This is a genomic window from Leclercia sp. (assembly GCF_036780805.1).
In the GTDB taxonomy this organism is placed as follows: domain Bacteria; phylum Pseudomonadota; class Gammaproteobacteria; order Enterobacterales; family Enterobacteriaceae; genus Enterobacter.
Genome location: NZ_DAIQCE010000001.1, coordinates 1772887 through 1785175, shown reverse-complemented (window position 1 = coordinate 1785175; position 12289 = coordinate 1772887). Strand labels below are relative to the sequence as shown.

General features: G+C 57.5%; 11 protein-coding genes. 10 read left to right on the top strand and 1 reads right to left on the bottom strand.

Going from position 1 to position 12289, the window contains the following annotated elements; all coding sequences use genetic code 11:
• The first annotated feature begins 44 nt into the window (after positions 1-44).
• The 10 genes from cmk (at position 45) to V7Q49_RS08430 (ending at position 11425) form a co-directional block, all read left to right on the top strand.
• The gene (cmk, locus tag V7Q49_RS08475) at positions 45-728 is read left to right on the top strand and encodes a (d)CMP kinase (RefSeq protein ID WP_032617356.1); all 684 of its coding nucleotides are present in this window, start codon (positions 45-47) and stop codon (positions 726-728) included.
• Between the two features lie 111 nt (positions 729-839).
• Positions 840-2513 carry a 30S ribosomal protein S1 gene (gene rpsA, locus V7Q49_RS08470; RefSeq protein WP_010429251.1) on the top strand — a complete coding sequence of 558 codons (1674 nt, stop codon included), beginning with the start codon at positions 840-842 and terminating at the stop codon, positions 2511-2513.
• Positions 2514-2633: 120 nt separating this feature from the next.
• Positions 2634-2921, top strand: coding sequence for an integration host factor subunit beta (gene ihfB / locus V7Q49_RS08465; protein ID WP_032617358.1), 288 nt, complete (start codon positions 2634-2636; stop codon positions 2919-2921).
• 213 nt (positions 2922-3134) lie between these two features.
• Complete coding sequence (locus V7Q49_RS08460) at positions 3135-5399, top strand: ComEC family protein (RefSeq protein ID WP_333850270.1); 2265 nt, start codon at positions 3135-3137, stop codon at positions 5397-5399.
• Between the two features lie 36 nt (positions 5400-5435).
• Entirely contained in the window at positions 5436-7184 is a 1749-nt protein-coding gene (msbA, locus tag V7Q49_RS08455) for a lipid A ABC transporter ATP-binding protein/permease MsbA (RefSeq protein WP_333850269.1), read from the top strand.
• A complete protein-coding gene (gene lpxK / locus V7Q49_RS08450) occupies positions 7181-8185 on the top strand; it encodes a tetraacyldisaccharide 4'-kinase (RefSeq protein ID WP_333850268.1) in 1005 nt (334 codons plus the stop codon). Before msbA ends, lpxK begins: the two co-directional genes overlap by 4 nt.
• Before the next feature lie 15 nt (positions 8186-8200).
• Positions 8201-9430 (top strand): winged helix-turn-helix domain-containing protein, encoded by a 1230-nt coding sequence (locus V7Q49_RS08445; protein ID WP_333850267.1) that lies wholly within the window; start codon positions 8201-8203, stop codon positions 9428-9430.
• 45 nt (positions 9431-9475) lie between these two features.
• A complete protein-coding gene (gene ycaR, locus V7Q49_RS08440; protein ID WP_039029479.1) occupies positions 9476-9658 on the top strand; it encodes a protein YcaR in 183 nt (60 codons plus the stop codon).
• The gene (kdsB, locus tag V7Q49_RS08435; protein ID WP_333850266.1) at positions 9655-10401 is read left to right on the top strand and encodes a 3-deoxy-manno-octulosonate cytidylyltransferase; all 747 of its coding nucleotides are present in this window, start codon (positions 9655-9657) and stop codon (positions 10399-10401) included. The genes ycaR and kdsB overlap by 4 nt, the downstream gene beginning before the upstream one ends.
• A gap of 130 nt (positions 10402-10531) precedes the next feature.
• Positions 10532-11425, top strand: a complete 894-nt coding sequence (locus V7Q49_RS08430) for a YcbJ family phosphotransferase (RefSeq protein ID WP_333850265.1) — start codon at positions 10532-10534, stop codon at positions 11423-11425.
• On the opposite strand, the gene elyC is transcribed toward V7Q49_RS08430, so the two are convergent.
• Positions 11402-12181: an envelope biogenesis factor ElyC gene (gene elyC / locus V7Q49_RS08425; RefSeq protein ID WP_333850264.1), complete on the bottom strand. Its 780-nt coding sequence runs from the start codon at positions 12179-12181 to the stop codon at positions 11402-11404. The genes V7Q49_RS08430 and elyC overlap by 24 nt on opposite strands.
• Between the last annotated feature and the right edge of the window lie 108 nt (positions 12182-12289).

Below are 12289 nucleotides of genomic sequence, written 5' to 3'. Positions count from 1 at the left end.
GCGCGGCGTTTACACAACGGTATGCCTAATTTAAGGAGAAAAAGATGACGGCAATTGCCCCGGTTATCACCATTGACGGGCCGAGTGGCGCAGGTAAAGGTACCCTGTGCAAAGCGATGGCGGAAGCATTGCAATGGCATCTTTTAGATTCGGGCGCAATCTATCGTGTGCTGGCGCTGGCTGCGCTACATCACCATGTTGATGTGGCCTCTGAAGAGGCGCTGGTGCCGCTGGCTGCCCATCTTGACGTGCGTTTTGTCTCCACCAACGGCAACCTGGAAGTGATTCTGGAAGGGGAAGACGTCAGCGGTGAGATCCGCACTCAGGACGTGGCGAATGCAGCCTCTCAGGTCGCCGCGTTTCCGCGCGTTCGCGAGGCGCTTTTACGCCGCCAGCGTGCCTTCCGTGATGCGCCGGGCTTGATCGCTGACGGACGCGACATGGGAACCGTGGTTTTCCCTGATGCGCCGGTCAAAATTTTCCTTGACGCTTCCTCGGAAGAGCGTGCGCAGCGCCGCATGCTGCAGTTGCAGGAAAAGGGCTTTAGTGTTAACTTTGAACGGCTTTTGTCTGAGATAAAAGAGCGCGACGATCGCGACCGCAATCGCGCCGTTGCACCGCTTGTTCCTGCAGATGATGCATTAGTTCTGGATTCTACCAGTTTAACTATTGAGCAAGTGATTGAAAAAGCGCTACAATATGCGCGCCAAAAACTGGCAATCGCGTAATCGCGACCGATTTAGCAGTACCCCCGCTGCAATGGATTGACGGCGGGTATGTGAAACAACCCCATCCGGCACGGAGCCAGGTGGACGTTAATATTAACCTGAAGATTAAACATGACTGAATCTTTTGCTCAACTATTTGAAGAATCCTTAAAAACAATCGAAACCCGTCCGGGTTCCATCGTTCGTGGTGTTGTTGTTGCTATCGACAAAGACGTAGTACTGGTTGACGCCGGTCTGAAATCTGAGTCCGCCATTCCGGCAGAGCAGTTCAAAAACGCCCAGGGCGAGCTGGAAATCCAGGTTGGTGACGAAGTTGACGTTGCTCTGGATGCAGTAGAAGACGGCTTCGGTGAAACCCTGCTGTCCCGTGAGAAAGCTAAACGTCACGAAGCTTGGATCACGCTGGAAAAAGCTTACGAAGAAGCTGAAACTGTAGTCGGTGTTATCAACGGCAAAGTTAAAGGCGGCTTCACTGTTGAGCTGAATGGTATTCGTGCGTTCCTGCCAGGTTCACTGGTAGACGTTCGTCCAGTTCGTGACACCCTGCACCTGGAAGGCAAAGAGCTTGAGTTCAAAGTAATCAAGCTTGACCAGAAGCGTAACAACGTTGTTGTTTCCCGTCGTGCTGTTATCGAATCCGAAAACAGTGCAGAACGCGATCAGCTGCTGGAAAACCTGCAGGAAGGCATGGAAGTCAAAGGTATCGTTAAGAACCTCACTGACTACGGCGCATTCGTTGACCTGGGCGGCGTTGATGGCCTGCTGCACATCACCGACATGGCGTGGAAACGCGTTAAGCACCCAAGCGAAATCGTGAACGTGGGCGACGAAATCACTGTTAAAGTGCTGAAGTTCGACCGCGAGCGTACTCGTGTATCCCTCGGCCTGAAACAGCTGGGCGAAGATCCATGGGTTGCTATCGCTAAACGTTACCCAGAAGGTACTAAACTGACTGGTCGCGTTACCAACCTGACCGACTACGGCTGCTTCGTTGAAATCGAAGAAGGCGTTGAAGGCCTGGTTCACGTTTCCGAAATGGACTGGACCAACAAAAACATCCACCCATCCAAAGTTGTTAACGTTGGTGATGTAGTGGAAGTTATGGTTCTGGATATCGACGAAGAACGTCGTCGTATCTCCCTGGGCCTGAAGCAGTGCAAAAACAACCCATGGCAGCAGTTCGCGGAAACCCACAACAAGGGCGACCGTGTTGAAGGTAAAATCAAGTCTATCACTGACTTCGGTATCTTCATCGGCCTGGACGGCGGCATCGACGGCCTGGTTCACCTGTCTGACATCTCCTGGAACGTTGCAGGCGAAGAAGCAGTACGTGAATACAAAAAAGGCGACGAAATCGCAGCAGTTGTTCTGCAGGTTGACGCAGAGCGTGAGCGTATCTCCCTCGGCGTTAAACAGCTCGCCGAAGATCCGTTCAACAACTGGGTTGCACTGAACAAGAAAGGCGCAATCGTAAACGGTAAAGTGACTGCAGTTGACGCGAAAGGCGCAACCGTAGAACTGGCTGACGGCGTTGAAGGTTACCTGCGCGCTTCTGAAGCTTCACGTGACCGCGTTGAAGATGCAACTCTGGTTCTGAGCGTAGGCGACGACGTTGAAGCTAAATTCACCGGCGTTGACCGCAAAAACCGTGCAATCAGCCTGTCTGTTCGTGCTAAAGACGAAGCTGATGAGAAAGATGCAATCGCAACTGTTAACAAACAGGAAGATGCAAACTTCTCTAACAACGCAATGGCTGAAGCTTTCAAAGCAGCTAAAGGCGAATAAGTTACTCGTAGAGTAACTTGACAGATTGCAGGATTCGTCCTGTAATCAATAACAAAGGGCGGCTACGGCCGCCCTTGTTTAAGCTGTTTAGCTAATGGGTTTGAAGGAACCGGAGGAATCATGACCAAGTCAGAATTGATTGAAAGACTTGCCAGCCAGCAATCGCACATACCTGCTAAAGCAGTGGAAGATGCCGTAAAAGAGATGCTGGAGCATATGGCGACCACTCTTGCACAGGGCGAGCGCATTGAAATCCGCGGTTTCGGTAGTTTTTCTCTGCACTATCGTGCTCCACGCACCGGGCGTAACCCGAAGACTGGCGACAAAGTAGAGCTGGAAGGTAAATACGTTCCGCACTTTAAGCCGGGTAAAGAACTGCGCGATCGCGCCAATATTTACGGCGACTGAGTTTGGCCTGCGGGCGAAACTGAGTCACCTCAAGAAAGCACCTGCGGGTGCTTTTTTTGTTTGTGTTTTCACAAGCCTGAATCGACACAGCAAGTTTTGCGGCCGCTTGCTGCAAACTGAACATTTCTCGCCAGCCTGCGCTGCAACCTCGTTATTCCCTACCTGACACGCCATGTGACCTGCCGCACACTGCCCTGATACAGGGAGGTGTGAATGTGTTTGTCTGCATTAGCGACATGTCTGATCCTGGCCATCTTACCGCTGCTCTGGTTGCCCGCGCTGCCTACGCTCCCGGTACTGCAGGCCACGATCGTTGCCGGGCTCCTGCTGGCCTTAATCCGCCATCAGATTGCGCGCTGCATTGGCTTCTGGCTGCTCTTTTTTGCCTGGGGCGGGCTTGCTGCACTGAGTGCTGTCTGGCCGATGCAGCATCTGACTTCCAGGCCGCAGAAGGCTGAGGTGGAGATCCTGGCGAACGGGAGTGAGACGATGTATCAGGCCCGCATTATCCGGCTTAACGGTAAGACGATGCTGTCCGCAGTCGGCGTTACGCTGTATGGCAATACGCTACCGCAGCCGGGCTGTGCCGGACAACGCTGGAAGATGACCTTATCGTTACGGCCCGTTCACGGGCAGCTTAACGAAGGGGGATTTGATGCCCAGCGCTATGCTCTGGCGCAGCATCAGCCGCTGACCGGGCGTTTTACCCACGCAGAAGTGGTGGATGCCCGCTGCAGCCTCCGCGCCCGGTATCTGGCAACGCTCACGACCCGGCTCTCATCTTATTCCTGGGGCCCGGTGCTGCTGGGGCTGGGCATGGGGGAGCGTCTGGCGGTGACGCCAGAAATCAAAAATCTGATGCGGGAAACGGGCACATCGCATTTGATGGCGATCTCAGGACTGCACATTGCGCTGGCAGCGTCGGTTATCTGGCTGGTGGTGCGCGGCATGCAGTTTTTCATGCCCAACCGCTGGGTGGGTTGGCGCGCCCCGCTGTTGGCGGGCTTCTGCTTTGCCGCCTTTTATGCCTGGCTCACCGGGATGCAGCCCCCTGCGCTGCGCACCGTCGTCTCGCTGGGAGCCTATCTGGCGCTGCAGCTAAGCGGACGTCTCTGGTCTCCCTGGCAGGTATGGCGGGTCTGCATCGCCGCCATTCTGCTGCTCGACCCCCTGGCGGTGTTATCGCATAGCCTTTTGCTGTCGGCCTTTGCGGTAGCTGTGCTGATTTTCTGGTATCAGTGGGTGCCTAAACCCCGTTTATCTGATCTATGGGCAGTCAGGGCGGTGGTGAATCTGCTGCACCTGCAGCTTGGCATGCTGTTGCTGTTACTGCCGGTGCAGGTGATGGTCTTTCACGGGTTTAGCCTGTCATCGCTGGTCGCCAACCTGGTGGCGGTACCGCTGGTGACTTTTATCTCAGTGCCGCTCATTCTGCTGGCAATGTGGCTCCATCTCGGAATATGGCCGCTCGCGGAACATCTGGTCTGGGCGCTGGCGGATGGCTCACTGTCCCTGCTTTTTGGCTTCCTGAACACGCTGCCTGACGGCTGGATCCCGGTCGATAAACGCTGGCAGTGGCTGACCCTGCTGCCCTGGGGAGGGATTATCGCCTGGCGGATGCGGAGCACACGAACCTACCCGATGGTCTGTGTGTCGGCACTGGTACTGGCGACCAGTCCGTTATGGCGGGCGAACAAAACGGAAGGGTGGGCGGTGCATATGCTGGATGTCGGGCAGGGGCTGGCAGTGGTTATCGAGCGTCAGGGGAAAGCGATTTTATATGACACCGGACCCGCGTGGCCGGGCGGAGACAGCGCGCAGCAGCTGATTATCCCCTGGCTACGCTGGCACCATTTACGCCCGGAAGGGGTGATCGTCAGCCATGAACACCTGGACCATATTGGCGGGCTGGCATCATTACGCCAGGCGTGGCCGAACATGTGGATACGCAGCCCGCTGCGCCAGGGCGGCCATGATCCCTGTTTTCGCGGTGAACGCTGGCAGTGGCAGGGGCTGACCTTCAGCGCGCACTGGCCCCTCGCCACCACGCCGCAGCGCGGCAACAACGGTTCCTGCGTGGTTAAAATTGAGGACGGTACTCATAGCCTGTTGTTAACCGGGGATATTGAGGCGCAGGGAGAAAAAGCGATGCTCAGCCGTCACTGGCAATATCTTGCGTCTACACTTATCCAGGTGCCGCACCATGGCAGTAATACCTCTTCGTCACTCCCTCTGGTGCAGCGTGTGGGTGGGCGTGTCGCCCTGGTCTCTGCATCCCGCTATAACGCGTGGCGACTGCCCTCGGACAAGGTGGCTCGCCGTTACAGAAAGGAGGGGTATCTCTGGTTAACAACGCCCCGATCTGGACAGATCACTGTTTCATTTTCGCAACATGGCTGGCAAATCCAACGCTTACGGGATCAAATTTTACCCCGTTGGTATCATCAGTGGTTTGGCGCGCCCGGAGATAACGGGTAGAATATGCGGCTATTTCAACAAATGCTGGTTTTTTGAATGCATAACGACAAAGATCTCTCCACGTGGCAGACCTTCCGCCGACTCTGGCCGGTGATTGCACCCTTCAGAACGGGCCTTATCGTGGCGGGCGTAGCGTTAATCCTCAACGCAGCCAGCGATACCTTCATGTTATCGCTCCTCAAACCGTTACTGGACGACGGTTTTGGTAAAACGGATCGCTCAGTGTTGCTCTGGATGCCACTGGTGGTTATCGGCCTGATGATTTTACGCGGCATCACCAGCTATATCTCCAGCTACTGCCTCTCCTGGGTATCGGGCAAAGTGGTCATGACCATGCGCCGTCGCCTGTTCAGCCATATGATGGGCATGCCGGTGGCGTTCTTCGACAAGCAGTCGACCGGTACGCTGCTGTCGCGCATTACCTACGACTCCGAGCAGGTTGCGTCTTCCTCCTCCAGCGCGCTGATCACCGTGGTGCGTGAAGGGGCCTCGATCATTGGTCTGTTTGTTCTGATGTTCTGGTACAGCTGGCAGCTGTCGCTGATCCTGATCGTGCTGGCGCCAATCGTCTCGATCGCCATCCGCGTCGTCTCCAAACGTTTCCGCAGCATCAGTAAAAACATGCAGAACACGATGGGGCAGGTGACCACCAGCGCAGAGCAGATGCTGAAAGGACACAAAGAGGTGCTGATTTTTGGCGGCCAGGAAGTGGAAACCAAGCGCTTCGATAAGGTCAGCAATAAGATGCGTCTGCAGGGGATGAAGATGGTTTCCGCCTCTTCCATCTCCGATCCGATCATTCAGCTTATCGCCTCCCTGGCGCTGGCGTTTGTGCTCTATGCCGCCAGCTTCCCGAGCGTGATGGAAACCTTAACCGCCGGTACCATTACCGTGGTCTTCTCGTCGATGATTGCCCTGATGCGCCCGCTGAAATCGTTAACCAACGTTAACGCCCAGTTCCAGCGCGGGATGGCCGCCTGTCAGACGCTGTTTGCCATTCTCGATTCCGAACAGGAAAAAGACGAAGGTAAACGCGTGATCGAACGCTCAACCGGCGACGTGGAGTTCCGCAACGTGACCTTTACCTATCCGGGTCGCGATACGCCTGCTCTGCGTAACATCAACCTGAAGATCCCGGCAGGCAAGACCGTGGCGCTGGTGGGCCGCTCCGGCTCGGGTAAATCGACCATCGCCAGCCTGATCACCCGTTTCTACGATATTGATGAAGGTGAGATCCTGATTGATGGCCACGATTTGCGCGAGTACACCCTGCGGTCGCTGCGTAATCAGGTCGCGCTGGTCTCACAGAATGTGCATCTTTTCAACGACACGGTGGCTAATAACATCGCCTATGCCCGTAACGAAGAGTACAGCCGTGAGCAGATCGAAGCCGCAGCGCGTATGGCCTACGCCATGGACTTTATCAACAAGATGGATAACGGCCTGGACACCATTATCGGTGAAAACGGCGTGCTGCTCTCCGGCGGTCAGCGCCAGCGTATCGCCATTGCGCGTGCACTGCTGCGTGACAGCCCAATCTTGATCCTTGATGAAGCAACCTCAGCGCTGGATACGGAGTCCGAACGAGCCATTCAGTCTGCGCTGGATGAGCTGCAGAAGAACCGTACCTCGCTGGTGATCGCGCACCGCCTGTCGACTATCGAAAAAGCCGACGAAATCGTGGTGGTGGAAGATGGCTACATCGTCGAGCGTGGCAGCCATACCGATCTGCTGGCCCATCAGGGCGTGTATGCCCAACTTCATAAGATGCAGTTTGGCGCATGATTGCCCGCATCTGGTCCGGTGAGTCTCCGCTCTGGCTACTGCTGTTGCCGCTTTCCTGGCTGTATGGCCTGGTCAGCGGCCTGATCCGCCTCAGCTACAAAGTGGGGCTCAAACGGGCCTGGCGTGCTCCTGTGCCGGTAGTGGTGGTGGGTAACCTCACCGCGGGCGGCAACGGCAAAACGCCGGTGGTGATCTGGCTGGTGGAACAGCTGACCCGATGCGGTATCCGCGTGGGGGTGGTCTCCCGGGGGTACGGCGGTAAGGCGGAGCGTTATCCGCTGCTGTTGACTGCGCAAACCACCACTGCGCAAGCGGGGGATGAACCGGTGCTGATCTTTCAGCGCACCGGTGCGCCGGTGGCAGTCTCGCCGGTGCGCAGCGAGGCGGTGCAGGCTCTGCTGACCCAGACAGATGTGCAGATTGTTATTACCGACGACGGGCTGCAGCACTATGCCCTGGCCCGGGACAAAGAGATTGTAGTGATTGACGGCGTGCGCCGCTTTGGTAACGGCTGGTGGTTACCCGCCGGGCCGATGCGCGAGCGCGCGTCTCGCTTAGGTTCTGTAGATGCGGTCATCGTCAACGGCGGTACGGCGCAGGCGGGGGAGATCCCGATGCAGCTGCGTCCAGGACTGGCCGTTAATCTGCTGACCGGCGAGCGACGCGACGTCGCTGAACTCCCTGGTCTGGTGGCAATGGCCGGGATCGGCCACCCCCCGCGCTTTTTCGCTACTCTCGAAGCCTGCGGCGCCCGGCTCCTTAATACGGTGCCGCTGGCTGACCATCAGGCATTGAGTCTGGAGCAGGTTGCAGGCTTTACCGCACCCGGCCAGACGCTGATCATGACCGAAAAAGATGCGGTAAAATGCCGCGCGTTTGCCCGGGATAACTGGTGGTATTTACCGGTTGATGCTGAACTGCAGGGCGAACAGCCTGAACGACTGCTACAGGAACTTATCGCCCTCGCAGGCCAGGTTAACGGGGTTTCGTCCGCGCACTAACTGACAGGAAATGGCATGGCTTTACCGCAACTCACGCTTTCAGCCGCACGTCATCTTCATCTCGCCGCGCAGGGGCTTTTGAAAAAGCCCCGTCGTCGCGCGCAGCCCGCCGATATTCTTACCACCATCCAGCGCATGTCGCTGCTTCAAATCGACACCATCAATATCGTTGCCCGCAGCCCCTATCTGGTGCTGTTCAGCCGTCTCGGCCACTATCAGCCCGAGTGGCTGGATAACGCGCTGCGTCAGGGCGAGCTGATGGAGTACTGGGCGCATGAGGCGTGCTTCCTGCCGCGCAGCGATTTTGCCCTGGTGCGCCACCGGATGCTCTCCCCCGACAAAATGGGCTGGAAATACCGTCAGGCCTGGATGCAGGAGCATGCGGAGGATATTGAGCAGCTGATCGCCCATATCCACGAGAAGGGGCCGGTACGTTCCGCCGATTTTGAACATCCCCGCAAAGGGACCAGCGGATGGTGGGAGTGGAAGCCGCATAAACGCCATCTTGAGGGGCTGTTTACCGCCGGAAAGGTGATGGTGGTGGAAAGGCGTAACTTCCAGCGCGTTTACGATCTCACCCACCGGGTAATGCCGGAGTGGGATGACAGCCGGGATATGCTGACTCAGGCGGCGGCCGAAGCCGTGATGCTGGAAAACAGCGCCCGCAGCTTAGGTATTTTCCGCGCCCAGTGGTTAGCCGATTATTATCGCCTGCGCCAGCCGGTGCTGGCCCCGCTGCTTGAGCGCTGGCAGGCGCAGCGGCAGGTGGTGTGCGTCGAGGTGGAGACCCTGGGAGAGATGTGGCTGCATGCCGATCTGCTGCCGCTGCTTCCCCTCGCCGAAGAGGGAAAACTCACCGCCACCCACAGCGCCGTTCTGTCGCCGTTTGATCCGGTAGTCTGGGATCGCAAGCGCGCGGAGCAGCTGTTTAACTTCAGCTACCGGCTGGAGTGCTATACCCCGGCCCCGAAACGTCAGTATGGCTATTTCGTCCTGCCGCTGCTGCATAAAGGGCAACTGGTCGGGCGGATGGATGCCAAAATGCACCGCAAAACCGGGGAGCTGCAGATTATCTCCCTCTTTCTGGAAGAGGGTGTCCGGGTCAGCGCCACGCTGGAAAAGGGACTCACTGCCGCGATAAATGATTTTGCAAGCTGGCAGGGGGCAACACGGATCGCGCTGGGCCATCTTCCTGACGGACTTTTTGCCTCCTGTCGAAGTGGCTGGGAAATAGACGCGGTCTGAAAAAGGAATATGGTAAGCTTTACCGATCATTGATACGGAGGAACTATGGATCACCGTTTACTGGAAATTATTGCCTGCCCGGTGTGCAACGGCAAACTCTACTACAGCCAGGATAAGCAGGAGTTAATCTGCAAACTGGACAGCCTTGCCTTCCCACTGCGCGACGGCATTCCCGTCCTGCTGGAAACCGAAGCCCGTTCGCTGGCGGCAGAAGAGAGCAAACCATGAGTTTTGTTGTCATCATTCCGGCGCGCTTCGCCTCCACGCGTCTGCCGGGTAAACCGTTGGTCGACATCAACGGTAAGCCGATGATCGTGCACGTGCTGGAGCGTGCGCGCGAGTCGGGCGCTGAGCGGATTATTGTCGCTACCGATCATGAAGACGTGGCGCGTGCGGTTGAAGCGGCGGGCGGCGAAGTGTGCATGACCCGTGCCGATCATCAGTCCGGCACCGAGCGTCTGGCGGAAGTGGTGGAAAAATGCGGTTTCAGCGACGACACGGTGATTGTCAACGTGCAGGGCGATGAGCCGATGATCCCGGCGGTCATTATTCGCCAGGTGGCGGAAAACCTGGCCCAGCGTCAGGTGGGCATGGCGACCCTTGCCGTGCCGGTGCACAGCGCCGAAGAGGCGTTCAACCCGAACGCCGTGAAAGTGGTGCTGGACGCCGAAGGTTACGCGCTCTATTTCTCCCGTGCGACTATTCCCTGGGATCGCGATCGCTTTGCTGACTCCCGCGACGCGATTGGCAACAGTATCCTGCGTCATCTGGGTATTTATGGCTATCGCGCCGGCTTTATTCGCCGTTACGTGACCTGGCAGCCGAGCCCGCTGGAAAACATCGAGATGCTCGAGCAGCTGCGCGTGCTGTGGTACGGCGAGAAGATCCATGTTGCCGTCGCGCAGGAAGTGCCTGGCACAGGCGTTGATACGCCAGAGGATCTTGCCCGCGTTCGCGCTGAGATGCGTTAGTCCCCGCCATCCCCTCATCCGGGGGGATGCTTTTCTTCCGAATTTCTTCATCAGAATCGCCTCACAAGAGTGACATCCGCCCGCCAGACGCTCATTATAAAAGCAGTAGTCTTAATGGGGGTAATCTAAAATGGAACAGCTGCGTGCCGAACTCAGCCATCTGCTGGGTGAAAAACTGAGCCGTGTGGAATGCGTGCATGAAAAGGCAGATACCACGCTGTGGTCGTTATATGACAGCCAGGGAAACCCCATGCCGTTACTGGCGCGAAGCTTCACTTCACCGGATGTTGCCCGACAGCTGGCGTGGAAAATCTCCATGCTGGCCCGCAGCGGTACGGTGAGAATGCCGACCGTGTATGGCGTGATGACCCACGAAGAGCATCCGGGGCCTGACGTGCTGCTGCTGGAACGCCTGCGCGGCGTCCCGGTTGAAGCCCCGGCCCGCACGCCGGAACGCTGGGAACAGCTCAAAGATCAGATTGTCGAGGCGCTGCTGGCCTGGCACCGAATGGACAGTGGCGGGTTGGTAGGGGCGGTGGACAGCACTCAGGAGAACCTCTGGCCGCTCTGGTACCGCCAGCGGGTCGAGGTGTTATGGGGAACGCTGAACCAGTACCGCAACACCGGCCTGACCATGCAGGATAAACGGATCCTGTTTCGGACCCGCGAATGCCTGCCCGCGCTTTTTGACGGCTTCAACGATAATAGCGTACTGATCCACGGCAACTTTACCCTGCGCAGTATGCTCAAGGATCCGCGCAGCGATCAGCTGCTGGCGATGGTCGGGCCCGGAGTGATGCTGTGGGCCCCACGGGAGTATGAACTGTTTCGCCTGAGCGAGAGCGGGCAGGCAGAGGATCTCCTCTGGCACTATCTGCAGCGCGCGCCGGTCTCCGAGTCATTCCTCTGGCGGCGCTGGCTGTATTTACTGTGGGACGAAGTGGCGCAGCTGGTGAATACCGGACGCTTTAACCGCGCCAACTTCGATCTGGCCTCGAAATCACTGCTCCCCTGGCTCGCCTGACGGGCCTTTCAGCCACTGCCAGACGCGCCCGAGCGTCTCGTAACCCACACGATCGCTGTGCATCAACCAGACCGGGGACGGAATAATCCGTTCCCAGGGGTTGAGTGGGGCGCTAATCGCCAGCTGATTGGCGGGGGCGGGCAGCGGATGTAAACCCTGCTGTTCAAAGAAGATCATCGCCCGCGGCAGATGCGAGGCGGAGGTCACCAGCAGGAACGGGGCATCGCCGATCGCCTGCTTCACCGCTGCGGCTTCCTCTTCGGTATCTTTCGGGCTGTCGAGGGTGATAATGTCCTCGCGCGGCACCCCCAGCGACTGCGCCACGCGCGCCCCGGCTTCTGCGGTGCTCACCGGATTGCTCTGCGCCGCCGCCCCGGTGAAGATCATCTTCGACCCCTGGTTGGCCAGCCACAGGCGCATCCCTTCATTCAGTCGCGGCAGGCTGTTGCCGATCAGATTGGAGCTGGGCGCCCAGTCCGGATCCCAGGTGTAGCCGCCGCCCAGCACCACAATGTACGCAACCTTCTGATTTCCCTGCCAGGTGGGGTACTTATTTTCCACCGGACGTAACAACCCGTCGGCCACCGGCTGCAGGCTCAGCAGCAGCAGTACCAGCCAGCCTGCCGTGGTGAGGATTTTACCGGTCTTTTGAAAACGGCTGAACCACAGCAACCCCAGGCCCAGCGCGATACACAGCAGAAGAAGAGGGAGGGGAAGCATCATGCCGCCAATATATTTTTTTAGGGTAAAAAGCATCCTTTCTGGCTCCTTTTTTGACCATACAGCTGAGGATTGTTAGCGATATTACACCAGAGAGGTTCATTCTCCGCCCGGCTGTGACAAAATAGCGGTTTTGCTGTTAGC